This window comes from Streptosporangium sp. NPDC087985, assembly GCF_044741965.1.
Lineage (GTDB): Bacteria > Actinomycetota > Actinomycetes > Streptosporangiales > Streptosporangiaceae > Streptosporangium.
In genome coordinates this window covers 130041-147637 of sequence record NZ_JBIUTQ010000008.1, presented here as the reverse complement: position 1 = coordinate 147637, position 17597 = coordinate 130041, and the positions used below count along the sequence as shown (strand labels likewise).

Here is a 17597-nt window from a genome sequence, read left to right as displayed (position 1 = left end):
GCGGAGTCGCATTGCCGCAAACAGCTCCTCCTGGACCGTTCCCCCTCTGTACCTTGGACGCGGGTCGACCCGAGGAGAGCGGCGATGCGGATCATGCTCACCGTGCTCACCGAGCACGCCGACCGCGATGTCATGGTCGAGAGCGACGAGACGACCACGGTGGCGCGGCTCGCGGAGTCGCTGTCCGGGCAGGGCGGCGAGCGCCCGACCAACGTGGTGCGGCTGACACGGAGCAAGGCACCCTACGGGCTGGGCCACGGCTCCCCCGGCGCCGCGCCCCCGACGCTCTGGCTGGACGGCCGCCCCCTGGACCCCGGCGCCCCCGCGCTCGGCCTGCTCCGCGACGGCGACCTCGTCACCCTCGACCGCGATCTGGCCGGGGCGACGGTGGCCGAGGAGCCCGGCGGGATCGTGGAGGTCCGGGTGATCGGCGGGCCCGCCGCCGGGTCCGTGCACCGCCTCAGCCTGGGCGTCCACACCGTCGGCTCCGATCCCGCCTGCGCGGTGGCCGTCCCGGACGGGCGACTGCCCGGCCAGGCCGCCGTGATCAGGCTCACCCCCGACGCCATCACCGTGGAGCCCGGATCGGGACCCGCCCCTCTCCTGGACCGCGAACCCCTCGAAGGCCCGGCACCGTGGCCCGAGCACGCCCTGCTGACCTGCGGCGCGACCGTGCTGACCCTGAAGGCCGTGGAGCCCCCCGACGCGCACCTGGACGCCCAGCCCGACGGGGGGCTCGCCTACAACCGGCCGCCCCGGCTCCGCACCCCGGCCGGCGGACGGCGGTTCGAGGTCCCGACCGAGCCCAAGCGCGCCGAGACCATGCGGCTGCAGTTGCTGACCGCGTTCCTGCCCGCCGTCCTGGGGGTGGGCATGGCGATGGCACTAAAGATCTGGTACTTCCTGCTGTTCGCGCTGATGACCCCGCTGATCATGATCGGTCAGTGGTGGAGCGACCGGCGGCACGGCCGCAAGCAGTACCGCCAGCAGCTCAAGCGGTACCGGGAGCGGATGAAGGCCTTCGAGGCCACCGTGACGGAGGCCCGCGCCGCCGACGAGGCCGAACGCCGGGCCGCCGCACCCGACCCCGCCGAGCTGCTGCTCACCGCGACCGGCCCCCGGCGGCGGCTGTGGGAACGCCGCGACCACGACCCCGACGCGCTCCGCCTCCGGGTCGGTCTCGCCGATCTCCCCGCCCGTATCGAGTTCGCCCCGGAACGCTCCGCCGCGGCCGACACCCCCCTGCCCGACCTTCCGACCTGCCACGCGGTGCCGGTGGCGCTGGCGATGCGTCGTCTGGGCGTCGCCGGCCTGACCGGGCCACGCCGGTCGACGGCGGGGCTCGCCCGCTGGCTGGTCGGCCAGGCCGCCGCCCTGCACAGCCCGCGCGACCTGGCGATCGTGGTGCTCTGCGCGCACGGCGACGGGGGCGAGCGGTGGAACTGGGTCCGCTGGCTGCCGCACTGCGCACCGCACAGCGGCGAGGACTGCGTGGCGTTGGTGGGCGCCGACCCGGAGGCCGCGGCCCGCCGGGTGAGCGAGCTGACCACGCTGATCGACGAGCGTCTCGGCGAGGAGGACAGCCCGTTGATCAAGCTGGGCCGCGTCCCGACCGGCTGGGGCGACCTCGGCGGCAGTCCGGAGAAGGTGGAGGCCGCCCCGGTCTACGACGAGCGCCCCTACGACGTGCTGGTCGTCCTGGACGGCGCCCAGGTCCTGCGCGCGCTGCCGGGCATGCCGCAGGTTCTCCGCCAGGGCCCCCGCGCGGGCGTCTACACCCTGGCCATCGACGACGACCAGCGGCTGCTGCCCGAGGAGTGCGCCACCGTCGCCGATGTGACCGCCGACGGCCTGGTACGGCTGCGCGGCGGCGGCCTGGACGACCTCGGTGAGATCCTCGCCGACCAGGTCTCGGCCTCCTGGTGCGACCGGCTCGCCCGCTCCCTGGCCCCCATCCGCGACGTGAGCAGGGACGACGCGAGCCTGGCCCTGCCCTCCTCGGCACGGCTGCTGGACCTGCTGGAGCTGCCCTCGGTATCGGGCGCCGCCCTGGCCGCACGCTGGGGCCGGACCACCGAGGCCGTGATCGGGATCGGCCCCGACGGCCCCTTCTCCGTCGACCTGCGCGGGGACGGGCCGCACGCGCTCATCGCGGGCACCACGGGCGCGGGCAAGTCCGAACTGCTGCAGACCCTGATCTGCTCGCTCGCGGTGGCCAACCGGCCGGACGAGATGACGTTCGTGCTGATCGACTACAAGGGCGGGGCCGCCTTCAAGGAGTGCGTACGGCTGCCGCACACGGTCGGCATGGTCAGCGACCTGGACGGCCATCTGACGCAGCGGGCCCTGGCCTCCCTGGCCGCCGAGATCCGCCGGAGGGAACGGCTGCTGCTGGCCGCCGGGGCGAAGGACATCGAGGACTACCACGACCTCCGCGACACGCAGACGGCCCGCGCCTCCCGCGACCTCCTCGTCGCCGGCGGCAGGACGCCGGCCAGGCCGCTGCGCGGGCGCGCCGAACCGCCGGTGGCGCTGCCCCGGCTGGTGCTGGTCATCGACGAGTTCGCGGCCATGGTCAGCGAGCTGCCCGACTTCATGACCGGGCTGGTCGACATCGCCAGGCGGGGCCGCTCGCTCGGCATCCACCTCATCCTGGCCACCCAGCGGCCCGGCGGCGTGGTCACCGCCGACATCCAGGCGAACACCTCGCTGCGGATCGCGCTGCGGGTGACGGAGGCGTCCGAGTCGGCCGACGTCATCGGCCGTCCGGACGCCTCACACATCCCCAAGTCCGCTCCCGGCCGGTGCTACGTGAAGTCGGGGGCGGGCGCGCCGGCGGCCGTGCAGACGGCCAGGATCGGCGGCCGGAGCCCGGGGAGCCTCACCGACGTCAGGGCCCGGGTGACGGAGGTCGGCTGGCAGGCCCTGGGACAGCCGATGCTCGCGCCCGAGGTGTCCGCCGAAGGCGCCCCCGTCACCGACCTGTCGCTCCTCGCCGACGCCCTGGTCGACGCCGCCCGCGTCGCCGGAGTGCCGGAACAGCCCAGCCCCTGGCTCGCACCGCTCGGCGACCTCGTGGTCGCCCCCGGGCTCTCCGGCCCGCCCGGGGGTGCACCGCCGTACCGGGCGGGGATCGAGGAGGTGCCGCCGCTGGTGTTCGGAGTGACGGACCTGCCGTGGGCACAGGACCGGCAGGCGCTGGCCCTGGATCTCGCGCACGGCGGGCACCTGCTGCTCGCGGGCGCCGCACGGAGCGGGCGGTCCACCGCGCTGCGCACCCTGGCGGGGGCGATCGCGGCGGGGGCCTCCCCCCAGGACGTGCACGTGCACGCGATCGACTGCGGGTCGGGGGCGCTGCTGCCGTTGATGGCGATGCCGCACTGCGGGGCGGTGGTGACCCGCGACCAGCTCGACCGGGTGGAGCGGCTGCTGACCCGCCTGCGCACCGAGATCGGGCGGCGGCAGCAGCTGCTCGCGGAGGCCGGATACGCGTCGCTGGCCGAGCTGCGCGCCGTCTCCGGAGGGCCCCGGCTGCCCTGGCTGGTGCTGATGCTCGACCGTTGGGAGGGATTCGTCGCCGCGTTCGAGGGCTACGACTACGGGCGGCTGATCGAGTCGCTGATGCAGCTGCTCAGGGAGGGCCCGGCGGTCGGGCTGCGCGCCGTGGTGACCGGCGACCGGTCGGCGCTGATCGGGCAGATCTCCACGGTCTTCGACGACCGGCTGATCATGCGGCTGGCCGACCCTGCCGACTACGGCCTGGCCGGGCTGCCCGTAAAGGACCTGCCCGCCACGCTCGCCCCCGGCCGCGCCCTGGCGGCCGGCGAGCACGGTATCGCGGAGAGCCAGATCGCTCTGCTCTGCGACGATCCCGCCGGGCCGGCCCAGGTCGGCGCGCTCCAGACGCTGACCCGCGCGGTGCCCGCCCGCTTCCCCGGGGACGCGGGCGCGGCGGAGTCCGGCGGGTGGGTCTGGGACTCCGAGCCGCCCCTGCGGGTGGACGCGCTGCCGATGCGGATCACCGCGGCGCAGACGCTGGAACTGTCCCCCTCCTTCACGCCTCCCTCGCCCCTGTGGGCACTGCTCGGCGCCGGAGGCGACGCGCTGGCCCCACTCGGCATCGACCTGCTCGCCCACGGGCCCGGCGCGATCGTGGCGGGCCCGCCCAGGTCCGGCCGTTCCTCGACCCTGCTGACCGCCGCCCACTCCCTGCTGGCCCAGGGCACGCCGGTGGCCCTGGTCACCCCCCGGCGCAGCCCGCTGCGTGCGATGGCGGACGCTCCGGGGGTGCTGGCCGTGCTCGACGCCAACGGCGACCTGACGGGTGCCGTCGCGGGGCGGGAGCGTTATGTGGTGATCGTCGACGACGCCGAGCTGATCTCCGCCGACAGCCCTCTCGGCACCGCCCTGGAACAGGTGCTCCGGACCGGCCGCGACGGCGAGCACGGCCTGATCGTCGGAGGCGCCACCGGGGACCTGACCACCGCCTACCGCGGTTTCGCCGCCGAGGCCCGCAAGGCCCGCACGGGCCTGCTGCTGTCGGTGCAGAGCCCCGCCGACGGCGACCTCTTCACGATCCGGCTCCCCCGCGGCACGGTCGGCGGCCCGCCCGGCCGTGGCCTGCTGGTCACCCTTGGGTCGGTGACCCCCATCCAGGCGGCCGTCACATGACGGAACGCCCCAACCCGCGTGGGCCGGGGCGTCTCAGCGGTCCTGCCTACCTCGTGGCGGACTCGATGTTGCCGCGGTAGGTGTTGATGACACGGGAAGCCTCGGCGAGCTCTTCGGACATCCGCTGGAAAGCGGCGCGGTAGTTCTGCCAGGCCTCGGTGAAACGCTGGGCGCCGGGGCCGGTCCAGGCGGTGCCGACCTTGGCGGCCTCCCGGTCCAGTGCGGCCATCGTGGCCCGCACCTGATCGGCCTGCTGGGTGAACTGGGTGGCCATCTGCTGCATTTCCGCGGGATTGCCGCCGAGCAAGTTCTGGCTCATGCCAGTCTCCTTCGGGATCGGTGTCGGGGGACTCGCCAAACGAAATCACGATAGGCGAGTGGATCACAGTGATACCGGGATTATGCCGAGCGGATATGGACCTTCCCGGACACGTGGAGAAGGTAACGTTCCCTTTCATCTTGATTTTTCGTGATGCAACAAGTTAAGGGCGATAGATGAGATTGCGGCGACATCTGGAGACTTACGGGAATAGGCACCCGGTGGTGTCGCGACGACGGTGAGGCTCCCGGCCTCCACGAGGTCCGGCGGATCACCGGCCGGGCCGCCCACCTGGGCCGCGGCGCGCCCTCCGGCGAGCGGACCCCCAGCGGGGGTCCGCGATCAGGAGCCGCTTAAACTCCCTGAGAGGCCCGCCGACCCCTCAGGTCGCAGGTGGTATTGAAGGAAGGGAACGACGTCGGTGCAGAAAGTCCTGATCGCCAACCGTGGTGAGATCGCCGTGCGGATCGCCCGCGCGTGCAAGGACGCCGGACTGACCGGCGTCGCCGTCTACGCCGACCAGGACCTGGACGCCCTGCACGTCCGCCTGGCCGACGAGGCCCACGCCCTGGGCGGTACCACCCCCGCCGAGACCTACCTCGACATCGACAAACTCCTGCGCATCGCCACCGACAGCGGCGCCGACGCCGTCCACCCCGGCTACGGCTTCCTGGCCGAGAACGCCACCTTCGCCCAGGCCGTCCTCGACGCCGGCCTGACCTGGATCGGCCCACCCCCGGCCGCGATCACCGCACTCGGCGACAAGGTCCAGGCCCGCCACATCGCCCACGCCGTCGGCGCCCCCCTCGTCGCCGGCACCACCGACCCCGTCACCGGCCCCGACGAGGTCATCGCCTTCGCCGAACAGCACGGCCTGCCCATCGCGATCAAAGCCGCCTACGGCGGCGGCGGCCGCGGCCTCAAAGTCGCCCGCACCCTCGAGGAGATCCCCCACCTGTACGACTCCGCCGTCCGCGAGGCCATCACCGCCTTCGGCCGCGGCGAATGCTTCGTCGAACGCTACCTCGACCGCCCCCGGCACGTGGAGACCCAGTGCCTGGCCGACACCCACGGCAACGTCGTGGTCGTCTCCACCCGCGACTGCTCCCTGCAACGCCGCCACCAGAAACTCGTCGAAGAGGCCCCCGCCCCCTTCCTGACACCCGACCAGCTGCAACTGCTGTCGGCCAGCTCCAAAGCGATCCTGCGCCAGGCCGGCTACACCGGCGCCGGCACCTGCGAGTTCCTCATCGGCCAGGACGGCACCATCTCCTTCCTGGAGGTCAACACCCGCCTGCAGGTCGAACACCCCGTCACCGAAGAGGTCACCGGCATCGACCTGGTCCGGGAGATGTTCCACATCGCCGCCGGCCACCCCCTGGACTACGACGACCCCACACCACGCGGCCACTCCATCGAGTTCCGGATCAACGCCGAGGACCCCGGCCGTAACTTCCTGCCCGCCCCGGGCACCATCACCGCGATGCGCACCCCGTCCGGGCCCGGGGTACGGCTGGACGCCGGCTACGAGGCCGGCATGACCGTGCCGGGCGCCTTCGACTCCCTGGTCGCCAAACTGATCGTCACCGGCCGCACCCGCCAGGAGGCCCTCGAGCGCTCCCGGCGGGCCCTGGCGGAGTTCACCATCGACGGCATGCCCACCGTGCTGGACTTCCACCGGGCCGTGGTCACCGACCCGGCGTTCACCGCCGAGCCGTTCCGGGTGCACACCCGGTGGATCGAGACCGAGTTCGCCACGCCCCTCGCCCCCTACGCCGGGCCGGTCACCGAACCGGGCGAGCCGGCCGGACGCGACCGGATCACCGTCGAGGTCGGCGGCAAACGCCTGGAGGTCGTCCTGCCCGCCGGATTCGGCGCGCCGTCCTCCGCCGGCGCCGGTGCCCGGGCGCCCCGGCGGGCCGGGCGCGGAGCGGGTAAGCAGGCCGCCGCGGGTGGGGACAGTCTGGTCAGCCCGATGCAGGGCACCATCGTCAAGGTGGCGGCCGCCGACGGCGACACGGTCGCCGCGGGTGATGTCATCGTGGTGCTGGAGGCGATGAAGATGGAGCAGCCGCTGACCGCGCACAAGGCCGGCACCGTTACCGGTCTGGCCGCCGCCACTGGTCAGACGGTCACCGCCGGCGCCGTCATCTGCGACATCAAGGACGCCTGACCGGCGCCCGGGGAAGGGTACGGCGGGGGGCCGTGTCCCCCGGCCGCCCGTGCCTCCGCCGGCTCCCCCGCGATCGTGCGATATCTATACCGTCCTTAATCACGACTTGTAGCGATATTTTTCTTGATCCGTTACCTTACGATCAACAAATGATGCGTTGAGGGCGGGATGGACATGAAGCAAGCGCCGCTGGGTATCGACCCGACGGTTCCGAGTGTTGCCCGGATCTACGACTACCTTCTCGGGGGCAAGGACAACTTCGCCTCCGACCGGGCGGCGGCCGAAAAGATCATCAAGCTCACGCCCAACGTCAGGGACGGAGTCCGGGCCAACCGGCGCTTTCTCAGCCGAGCCGTCAACCTCCTGGCCGAGAGGGGGGTTCGCCAGTTCCTCGACATCGGCGCGGGCCTGCCCACGCAGGAGAACGTGCACCAGGTGGCGCTGCGCATGGCACCCGAGTCCCGCATCGTCTACGTCGACAACGACCCCATCGTGCTCGCCCACGGGCGCGCCCTGCTGGCGGACAACCAGCAGACCATCGTGCTGAACGGTGACCTGAGGGAGCCCGAGGCCATCCTCGGCGACCCACAGATCAACGAGCACATCGACTTCGACCAGCCGGTGGGTCTGCTCATGCTGGCCGTGCTGCACTTCGTCCCCGACGACGACCACGCCGAGCGGATCGTCACGACGCTGCGCGACCGGCTCGCTCCCGGCAGCGGCATGGTGATCAGCCACCTCTCCTTCGGCGACCTCGACGAGGAGAAGGTCCGCGAGGGCCGCGAGCTCTACAAGAAGACCTCCGCGGGGTCCGCGACCCCCCGCTCACACGCGCAGATCCTGCGCTTCTTCGACGGGTTCGAGCTGGTGGAACCCGGTCTGGTGTCCACTGACGACTGGCGCCCCGAGAAGAACGAGCCCCGGTTCCCCAGGCTCCCCGGCGTCGACGGCTACAGCGGGGTCGGCCTCCTGCACTAGGGACGGGCGGCTCCCGCACGGACGGGCCGCGCTCACCCGGGAACTCCCGCTTCAGCGGCCGCCGCGGGCCGGCCTCTACTGGGGCCGGCTACTCCCGCCAGACGGGCTCCGCCCAGGGCGTCGGCCTCCCTCCACGCCTGCGCAGCCTCGGCCGGCCGCCCCGCCGCGGTATAGGCGTCACCGAGGCTGCGCAGGGCTCTGGAGAGGAAGGAGGGCCAGCTCCGGGTCCGCCAGAGCCGTACCGACTCCTCCAGTCGGGTGACTGCGAGGTCCGCGCGGTCATCGGCCAAGGCGAGGCAGCCGCCCACCCAGAGCACGTCGGCCAGATGGTGGGCGAGGTGGTACCTGCGGGAGAGCTCCTCCGCCTCGACGGCGAGGGCCGCGGTCCTGGGATCCGCGTGGCGCAGGTAGAGCTTGGCCAGCTCGTTGAGCGCCATGGCCTCCGGCAGCGGATCGTGCAGCTGCCGGCAGATGGCCAGTGACCGGCTGAGATAGTCGTGGGCGGCGTCGAACTCGACGTGGACCATGCCGAGGAACTGCAGTGCGGTCGCCTCGAAACGGGGGTTGCCCAGTTCCCGCGCCATCTCCAGGCAGCGCAGCAGCGGGGGGATGGCGGCGTCGAGGCGTTCCTCGCCAAGCGCGACGGCCATCGCCAGGTGTGCGCGCGCCTGGCCGCCCAGGTGGCCGGTCTCCTCGGCCAGGGAGAGCGCGTGGGAGGCTGTTCTCCTGGCCTCGTCCACGGTGCCCTGCGCGGCCAGTCCCCAGGCGCACATGGCGTACGCGTCGGACAGCCCGCGGCGTTCGCCGATCCGCTGGAACATCTCCACCAGGCGCCGCGCCTGGTCGTGCAGCGAGACCATGGCCCCGCCCGCCTGGCTGGTGTCCATCCAGGTGGTGCAGTCCAGCAGGCCGCGGAGCATCACGGCCTCGCCACGCAGGTTGCCCGCTCCGCGGCACACGTCCATGACCCGCTCGTTGGTCCGCCGCCACTCGTCGAAGAGCCCGCGCACGTCGAAGTAGCGCTCCAGGCAGCCGGCCAGGTCCCAGGCGGCCTCGTCCAGGCCAAGTGCGCAGGCGTGGCCGACCGCCGCGGTCAGCGCCTCCCGCTCGGCGTCGAACCAGGCCAGCGGGTCACGGGGTGGTTCGGCCCGCAGCGGGCCCCACCGCGGGAAGCCGCCGTGCAGTACGGCGTAGCACGGGCCGGGCACGTCCTCCATCGCCCGTTCGGCGAGGGCGAGCCAGGCACCGATCATCCTGGCCACCACGGCCTCCCGGTCGGGCTGCGTCTCCTCCAGTTCGGCCCGCTCCCTGGCGTAGAGCCGGACGAGGTCGTGCAGGCGGTACCGGGGGGTACCGGTCTGGTCGATGCCCGTCATGGTGAGCAGCTGGGCGTCCACCAGCTCCTCGACGAGCTCCTCCGCCTCGGGGACGGCGCCGTCCAGCAGCGCGGCGACCGTCCATGCCGCGAAGTCGGCGGCCTCGATCAGGCCGAGTCGCCGGAAGGCCTGTCTGGCCCGCTCCGGTAGCCCGTCGTAGCTGAGGGCGAGACTGGCCCGGACAGCGAGGTCTCCGGTGGAGAGCTGGTCGAGGCGGCGGCGCTCGTCGCGGAGCTGGGCGGCGAACCACTGCAGGCGCCAGTGCGGCCGGGCGGCCAGGCGGGCTCCGGCGACGCGGACGGCGAGCGGCATGTGGTCGCAGAGGCGGACGATCTCGGCCGCGGCCTCGCGCTCGGTGTCCACCCTCGGCCGGCCGGCGACCCCTGCCAGCAGCTCCATCGCAGCGGCCGGGGCGAGCACCCCCAGGTCGATGAGCCTGGCCCCCTCCAGCCCGCTGAGTCTGGATCTGCTGGTGACCAGGACCGCGCAGCCCGCGGCGCCGGGCAGCAGGGGGCGGACCTGCCCTTCGGAGGCGACGTTGTCCAGGACGACGAGCATCCGCCGCTGCGCCATACGGCTGCGGTAGAGCGCCGCCCGCTCCTCCAGCGACTGCGGAACCGCGGCGCCGGGCAGCCCGAGCGCGGACAGGAAGCCGGCGAGGACCTGCGCAGGGTCGGCGGAGGCCTGCAGGTTGGCGTAGAGCTGGCCGTCGGTGAACGTCGCGGCCAGGCGGTGACCCGCGTGGACGGCGAGCGTCGTCTTGCCTATCCCGCCCATTCCGGCGATCACCGATACCCCCGTGACCCTGCCCGTCTGGCGCAGCCGCCCGACCAGGGTGGCGACATGCTCGTCCCGCCCGGCGAAGTCGGGGATGTCGGGGGGGAGCTGGGCCGGTCCGTGACCGCGTCCGGGAGAGCCGGAGAGGATCATCTGATGGACGCGGCGCAGCTCGGGGCCGGGGTCCATGCCCAGCTCGGCTGCCAGGGTCCTCCTGGCGTCCTGGTAGACCGCCAGCGCCTCGGCCTGCCGCCCCGCCCGGTTGAGCGCGAGCATGAGCTGGCCCCGGAGCCGCTCCCTGAGCGGGTGCTCGGCCACGAGGCCGAGGAGCTCGCCGGTGAGCCCGGCGCCCAGCCCGGCGTCGAGGTCGGCTCCGATCCTGCTCTCCAGTACGGCCAGGCGGCGTTCCTCCAACCGCGCGGCCTCGTCTCCGAGCAGCGGGACGGTGTCCATGCCCGCGTAGGCCGGGCCGCGCCAGAGCGCCAGAGCCTCGCGCAGGATCTCCGCCGTCTTCAGGTCGTCGCCGGTGGCCGGTGCCGTGTGTGACAGCTCCTCGAAGCACTCGACGTCGAGTTCGCCCGGCCCGATGACCAGCTCGTAGCCCTCACGGTGGCGGCGGATCCGCTCGGTGCCCAGCGCGCGGCGGAGCTGGTAGACGTACAGGCGCAGATTGTCGCCGGCCGTACGAGGGGGGCGGCCGCCCCACAGCGCCTCGATGAGAACGTGCGGGGAGACGGAGTGGTTGGCGTGACGGAGCAGTACGGCGAGCAGAGTGCGCTGTTTGAGCCCCCCGAGGGGGATGACCTGCTCGTCGACACGGACTTCCAGCGGTCCCAGCACGGCGAAGAACATTGCATTCCGCCTGTCAAGCGATCATGAGGCTTTCAATGTGCACGATCGCCGACAAAGCGTCAACACCACAGTAAACGGCATGCCGAAATGGGCCCCCGGAGATCCCGGAGGCCCACGTCAGAGGAGGGTCAGACGCGTCCGAAGTAGTAGACGGCCAGGTAGTACTTGTAGGCGATGCCCCGGCAGGTCCCCTTCCAGAAGTAGTGGTTGCAGACGCCCCAGTAGAGGACGTAGTAGAACACGTAGTCGACTTCGTGCTTGCTGCTCACGTAGCCCCTCTTGACCAGGGCGTACCCGTAGTCGTGCATCATGCAGGCCGAGCGGAAGTCATATCCCAGGGGCTTGTCCGGCGAGGAGGTGCAGTAGTCGTAGTAGACCCCGCGCACCCACCAGCCACCGGGGGTGTGCACCCACTTCACCGCCCGCCACGAACCGTGGTACCAGGCGTAGTCCACCCCGCAGTGGTTGAAGGCGAAGTGCCAGAAGTTCCGGCACGAGTACCACTTGTTGCCGTCCAGGTCGGCGTTGCTGGTCGGTGCCTGGGCCGCGTAGTCGTAGGCGTTGGCGGATCCGCCCTCGACCGGGTCGACCTGCAGGAACCTGCCCAACTTGGGCTGGTAGAGCCGGGAGCCCATGAGCAGCGAGCCGTCCGGGGTGTCGGCCGCCCGCTGGGCGGCGCCGTGCCAGCCGTACCTGACCCGGGGCTGACCGGAGCGCGGGTTGCCGAACTCGTCGTAGTCCAGCACCGCGGGGATGCCGGTGGCCAGGTCGTAGACCACGTTGACGTCGTCGTGCAGGTTGGTGAGCTGGAGCCGGACCTCCCCGGTGGCCGAGGTGGTGGCGGCGAGCCCGCCGCTGATCGAGCGGACGTCGCGGGTGATCGCCCCGGTCGCGGTGTCCTCCACGGTCCACGCGGGGGTGTCGTCGTCGGCGTTGAAGTGGTCGACCTTCGACCCTGCGGGCTTCCAGGCCCCCGACACCAGCCGCTCGGCCGTCATCGCCCGGCGCCGCAGCTGCGGGTCCAGCGACCAGGACTGCCTGCTGTCGCCCGAGCGCAGCGACTTGACCAGGTCGGTCGTGTAGTAGTCCATGGCCTCGCCGCCCGGCGTCGCCGACACCCGCCCGAAGGCGTCGTAGGCGTAGCCGGGATCCACCAGCCGGTCGGCGCTGTCGTGGGAGTGGGTGACCGTGGTGGCTCCGGTGAGCGGGCAGGGCCTGCCCGGCACGGAGACCACGGTGCTGACCGAGGTCCGGTTGCTGTTGCCGTCGTAGCCGTAGGTCCGCCCGGTGCAGACCGGTCCCTCGGTGTCCTCCACCGTCGACAGCCGGCCGATCCCGTCGTAGCGGTACTTCTGCGTCGACACCGCCGCGCTCTGGGTCTGCTGAGCGTGGATCGACCACTCGACGCTGTTGTTGGCCAGCCAGACCCCCGAGGGCGCCTGGTAGCCGCGCCAACTGGGCGAGCCGACCTCGTTCCTGATCACGCCGTACGTGACGCCGCCGGGCAGGACCTCCCCGGAGATCGCGCCGTCCGGGTCGTACCGCGCCTGGAAGGCGCCCGCGACGGAGTCGGTCATCGTGGTGACCAGCCCGCGGGGCTCGGTGTTCAGGTCGTAGGTGTAGGTGGTGGTGGACGGAGCGCTGTCCGTCCGCTTGATCACGCGGTCCAAACTGTCGTAGTCGACCCGGGTGACACCGCCGTCCGCGTCGGTGTACGCCACCTGGCGGCCGAGCGCGTCGTACTCCCGGATGATCACTGTGCCGTTGGCCGCGGTCGTCCTGACCGGGTTGCCGGCGATGTCGTACTGGGCGGTGACCTCCGGGACGTCCGCGCCGAGGCCACCGGTGACCTTGGTGCCGGTCACCCGGCCCTCGCCGTCGTACTCCGTACTGGTGGTCCTGGTGACGCCGTTGGCGGTCTCGGTCACCTTGGAGATCCGGCCGCCGTCGGTGTAGGTGTAGACCTTGGTCACCAGCCCGGACGGGTTCGACCCGCCGCCGGTCACCGCCGCCTTGGGACTGGTACGGCAGAGCTGTCCCGCCCACGCGGGCCTGCCTCCGCAGGTCCCGGTGCCGTCGGCCGTGTAGTACTCCCTGACCGTCGTCCCGGCGTCGTTCCCGGCCGACTTGGGCATCCGGGACTCGATCACGCGCCCCTCGGCGTCGTAGGCGGTCACCGTGGTGATCGCCAGGCCGCCCGGATCCTTCACCACCTTGGTGGCCAGGCCCTTGGCCCAGTCGTAGGTGGTCTTCACCGTGCGGACGTCGCCGTCGACGGTCCGGCCGGCCAGTGCCGCACCGGTCCTCTCCGTCGTGATCAGGCCGCTGACGTTGGCGCTGCCGTCGGTCGGCCTGCCCTCGTCGTAGACGCTGACCCTGTGGGCCCGGGCGGCGACCCGGGTGCCCGCCGCGAGCTGCGGCTGGTTCCCCTCGGCCGCCAGCACCTTCTCCAGCGTGACCACGTGCAGCGGGCCGTACTCGGCGACCTTTCGGTCACCGTCCGCGCTGTAGATGGACTCGGTGGACAGCTGCCTGGCCCGCTCGGCGGTGGATGCGCCGATCAGGCCGAGCTGGGTCAGCTGCTCGGTGGCGTTCTCGCCCTGGCCGAGCGCGAGAGCCCGGTTGGCCGCGGTGAGCTGGCCGACCACGTTGCCGTGGCTGTCGTAGGAGCTGGCGGCGATGTGCCCGCCGGGCTCGGCCCGGTTGAGCAGCTTGCCGTTGGCGTTGAGGTAGTAGACGCCGGCCCGCCGGTAGTCGCCGGAGCCGAGGGCGCCCCTGCCGGTGACCGAGGTGGGCACCTGGTCGGCCGGGAAGATCGCCGTGGCGTCCTGGGGGGCGTCGAGCTGGTTCCACGCGGCCACATTGGCCACGCCCATCGCGTACGGCGCGCCCGTGCCGCTGACCGGCACGTCGTAGACGACCGACGCGACGGCCGTGCCGTTCGTCTGGGTCTTGCTGCCGGGGGTGAGGGTCGGCCGGGAGACGGCGACCAGCATGCCGTCGGCGGCGGTGTCGGGGTTGCCCGCCCTACCGTAGGTGAAGGTCCACGGGAGCTGGCCGGGCTGGGTGAGCTTCACGACGCGTCCGGCCGCGTCGTACTCGTAGGCGGTGACGGCACCGGGGGCCACACCCGGGTCGATGACCTCGCGGAGCTGTCCGGTAGCCGAGTAGCGGTAGTCGGCGAGCACCGACGGAGCGGCGGTGCCGCCCTCCCAGAGGCTGATCTGGCGGACCTGTCCGGTGAAGTCCCCGAGCCGGCCGTCGGTCGCGGTGGTCGCCGAGGCGTAACCGAAGACGAGCACCCGGCAGCCGGCGGGCAGCGCCGTGAAGGTGGCGACGTCACAGTCGTTCTGCGAGGCGACCGCGGTGGTCGGCGCGATGATCTTCGCGGGTCTGGCAAGGATCTCGCCTCCCGTCCCGGTCACCCGGTCGTAGACGAAGACCGTGCCGCCCTTGGCCACCGGCGGGACGATGCTCCTGACCAGGTAGTCGGTGGCAGCCGGGTCGACCTTGGCGAAGACGGTCTGGTCGCCGGAGATCTGATCGGTGAGCGTGTAGCGGTCGGTGGAGGCGCTGTAGGTCAGCGTCAGGCCGGACGCGTTCGGTGGCGTACTCCAGGTGCCGTTGGCGTTCTTGGTGAAGCCGAGGCTGCTGTCGTCGATGCCGACCAGGTCCACCGAGGTGGCCGAGGTGGCATGGAGCCGGCTGTAGGAGGTCTGCAGCGTCTGGGCGAGACCGCCGGAGTTCCACGCGGAGCCGAAGATCGGCACGGTGCCGTCGGCCCCGGTCCGGGAGGCGCGCGAGCCGAACGACCGCATGACGCCGACACCGAAGGCGTTGGCGTCGGTCGCCGAGAACCGGAAGTCACCGGTGAGCAGGTTGAGCACACCCGGCCCGATCGGCTGGGTCGCCGCGCCCTGCGCGTTCCTGTCCACGATCAGCGAGACAGCCGGGGAGGAGGCCGTACCCTGCGCGGTGACGAACTCGGCCCGGATCTCGATCGTGCCGTCGGTGGTCAGGCTGTGCGTGACGTCCCAGACCAGCTCGGGTGAGCCTGCCGAGGACATCGCGACCGGCCAGGTCACCGCGGAGCCGTCGGCCTTCCTGCGGACGTCGGCGGCGGGCACCTGGTGCCAGGTGTCGGCCGAGCCGCGCCGGTAGGCGAAGGTGACGCCGGTCAGCCCGCCGCTGCCGGAGGCGGCGAGCACCACCCGGCGGGCGGTGGACTGGCCTTCCGTGGGAGAGGTGACGGCCGAGGAGCCGGCGTAGAAGACGTAGGTGGTCGTGGCCGACACGTTGCCGGCCTTGTCACGGGCCGAGGCGCGCAGCGTGTGCGGGCCGTCGGACGTCGGGGTGTAGGTCAGCGTGTACGGCGAGCCGGAGTTCGCCACGCTCTGCTGCGTGCCGCCGTCGACGGACCACAGGAGCGTGCTCACGTCGGCAGAGGCCGGGGTGATGGTGAACCTGCCGGCCTGGTTCGCACCCTTGGCCCACTCACCGGCCGGGTAGTCGTCCGAGGCGATCGAGGGTGCCGCCGGAGCGGTGACGTCCACGGTGAAGTCGGACCAGCCCGTCCAGGCGCTGTAGTCCAGGCCGTCGAAGGACCGGACCTTCCATGAGTAGCGGGTGCCGTCGGCCAGGTTCGACGGCAGCGTCCACGAGGCTGTGCCACCGGAGGGGACCGACGTCACCGAACCGCCGGTGACCTTGGTCGCCCGGTCGGCGGTCCAGACCTCGAAGTCGGCGCGGAGCGCGCTGCCCTCGGCGTCGGAGACCTTGGCCGACAGAGTCGGCCGGAGCGCCCCGGTCACCGCGGGGCTGGCACACACGGACACGCAGGGCGCGACCGCCTGCGCGGTCGGGGTACCGGGGACCGTGTTGTAGGTGATGGAGATGTTCGGGTTGTTCTCGAACCTCTTCCAGTAGGTGTCGTCGGTCTCGCTGGCGGCCCGCAGGGTCAGCGGCAGCGTCGTGGCGCCGCCGTTCACCGCCTCCTGCACGGCGCCGGTCACGTCCCAGCCGACCCAGGCGGCAGGACAGCTCGACGCGCCGCCCTGGCCCGCGGAGGACCAGCCGTAGGCCACGTTCTTGGAACCGAGCCCGAGGTTGGTGCCGGGCTGGTTGTTCCAGTTGGTGCCGGAGGAGATGGCGGCGGCGGACCGGTAGAGGGTGACATTCCGCGCCGTGCAGCTCCAGGCCCAGACCTCACGGATGTTGAAGGTGGCCGCGGTCACCTTCTTGCCCGCGAGCCCGGACAGGCCCATGTTGAAGAAGGAGCGCTTCTTGTTGGTACCGCCGTTGTAGGTGCCGACCGTGGCCTCGGTGGTCGAGTTGTAGTACGTCGTCGTCGGGTAGCCGGAGTCGACGTAGGTCCAGGCCGACCGGGTCGAGGTGAACCCGGGGTCGATGACCACGGGGAACTCGGTGGCCGGGTCGGCCAGCACGTCCCTGTCGGGGGTGACCTCCAGCGCTCCGCCGTTGATGCGGGTCTTCATCAGCCGGTGCCGGCCCGCACCCGCCTGGACCCCCGCCTTCGCCCCCGGCGACCGGGTCCTGGCGCGCTCGTCGGCCCCGTCCCACATCTCCGCGGCCGAGGCGACGAAGACCGGCTCTCCCTTGGCGTTCAGGATCGCGTTGTTGCCGTCCTTGTCCGCGGTCAGCGTGCCCTTCTCGCTCATCACCGGGAAGCGGACCCGGGCGAGTGCGGGGTTGGTGGCGGCCTCACGGTTCTTGACCACGAGCTTCTCGGCGAAGCCGTCCACGTCTGCGGTGACCACGAGGTCCACGCCGGGCAGCACTTCGGGGTAGACGGCCGAGGAGCCTTCCAGGTGCGGCGCGGGCAGCGCCCCCACCGGGGAGCCGATCTCTATCCCGGTGCCGTCGACGGACGCCTTGACCAGCGGCCCGGCACCGCCGCCGGAGAAGCTCATCTCGGTGGCGGCGGCGCGCGGTGCCAGCGTGCCGTCCGGACGGGCGGCGAGGGTGGTGTCGGCGGCCAGCCACTGCCCGTCACGGTTGATCCGCACCGGCCTGACCCGTTGCTCGACGGTGGTGCTGCCGTCGAGGTTGACGAAGTACTCGGCGGTCTCGGTCGTCAGATCCGCGACCTTGATCCGCTTCCCGCACAGCCGTACGGCGAGGCGCACCGACGCCTCACCCGGCATCTCGTCGGGACAGGCGGTCTTGGCGGGCGATCTGGGTTGGATGGCGGCCGGCGCGATGGCCGAGGCCGGGGTGAGGCCCGTCACCACCATCATCAACGCGACCACGGGGGAAACGGCGGTAAGCCGTCCTAGTGTCCTTCTCGACACGGTTCCTCCACGCTCTTCGGAAGATCCACAGGCGTTGCGCCCAGCGTGAGGAAGGAGAGTTGACCGCACGTATAACGGGCGTATAAGCCCAGCGCGCCGGACATGACGGCGACCTTTCTACGACACGCGGTCTCGGAGAG

General features: G+C 72.1%; 6 protein-coding genes. 3 read left to right on the top strand and 3 right to left on the bottom strand.

The features are described 5' to 3' along the window. Positions 1-84 precede the first annotated feature (84 nt). Positions 85-4671: an FtsK/SpoIIIE domain-containing protein gene (locus ACIN94_RS18090; RefSeq protein WP_400707035.1), complete on the top strand. Its 4587-nt coding sequence runs from the start codon at positions 85-87 to the stop codon at positions 4669-4671. 46 nt (positions 4672-4717) lie between these two features. Here the strand turns inward: ACIN94_RS18090 and ACIN94_RS18085 are convergent, their stop codons facing one another. Beyond that, positions 4718-4990, bottom strand: coding sequence for a WXG100 family type VII secretion target (locus ACIN94_RS18085; protein WP_184755698.1), 273 nt, complete (start codon positions 4988-4990; stop codon positions 4718-4720). 421 nt (positions 4991-5411) lie between these two features. Between ACIN94_RS18085 and ACIN94_RS18080 the strand changes: the two genes are divergently transcribed. After that, complete coding sequence (locus ACIN94_RS18080) at positions 5412-7163, top strand: acetyl/propionyl/methylcrotonyl-CoA carboxylase subunit alpha (RefSeq protein ID WP_400707032.1); 1752 nt, start codon at positions 5412-5414, stop codon at positions 7161-7163. A 168-nt stretch (positions 7164-7331) separates the two neighbouring features. Then, the gene (locus ACIN94_RS18075; RefSeq protein ID WP_400707029.1) at positions 7332-8141 is read left to right on the top strand and encodes an SAM-dependent methyltransferase; all 810 of its coding nucleotides are present in this window, start codon (positions 7332-7334) and stop codon (positions 8139-8141) included. Between the two features lie 32 nt (positions 8142-8173). On the opposite strand, the gene ACIN94_RS18070 is transcribed toward ACIN94_RS18075, so the two are convergent. Together ACIN94_RS18070 and ACIN94_RS18065 are read right to left on the bottom strand one after the other, a co-directional pair. Continuing rightward, positions 8174-11146 carry a BTAD domain-containing putative transcriptional regulator gene (locus tag ACIN94_RS18070; protein WP_400707026.1) on the bottom strand — a complete coding sequence of 991 codons (2973 nt, stop codon included), beginning with the start codon at positions 11144-11146 and terminating at the stop codon, positions 8174-8176. Positions 11147-11274: 128 nt separating this feature from the next. Then, entirely contained in the window at positions 11275-17415 is a 6141-nt protein-coding gene (locus tag ACIN94_RS18065) for a phospholipase A2 (RefSeq protein ID WP_400707023.1), read from the bottom strand. Positions 17416-17597 lie beyond the last annotated feature (182 nt).

Coding starts and splice junctions, on each gene's coding strand:
- ACIN94_RS18090 (WP_400707035.1), top strand. CDS start 85: ATGCGGATCATGCTCACCGTGCTCACCGAGCACGCCGACCGCGATGTC.
- ACIN94_RS18085 (WP_184755698.1), bottom strand. CDS start 4,990: ATGAGCCAGAACTTGCTCGGCGGCAATCCCGCGGAAATGCAGCAGATG.
- ACIN94_RS18075 (WP_400707029.1), top strand. CDS start 7,332: ATGGACATGAAGCAAGCGCCGCTGGGTATCGACCCGACGGTTCCGAGT.
- ACIN94_RS18070 (WP_400707026.1), bottom strand. CDS start 11,146: ATGTTCTTCGCCGTGCTGGGACCGCTGGAAGTCCGTGTCGACGAGCAG.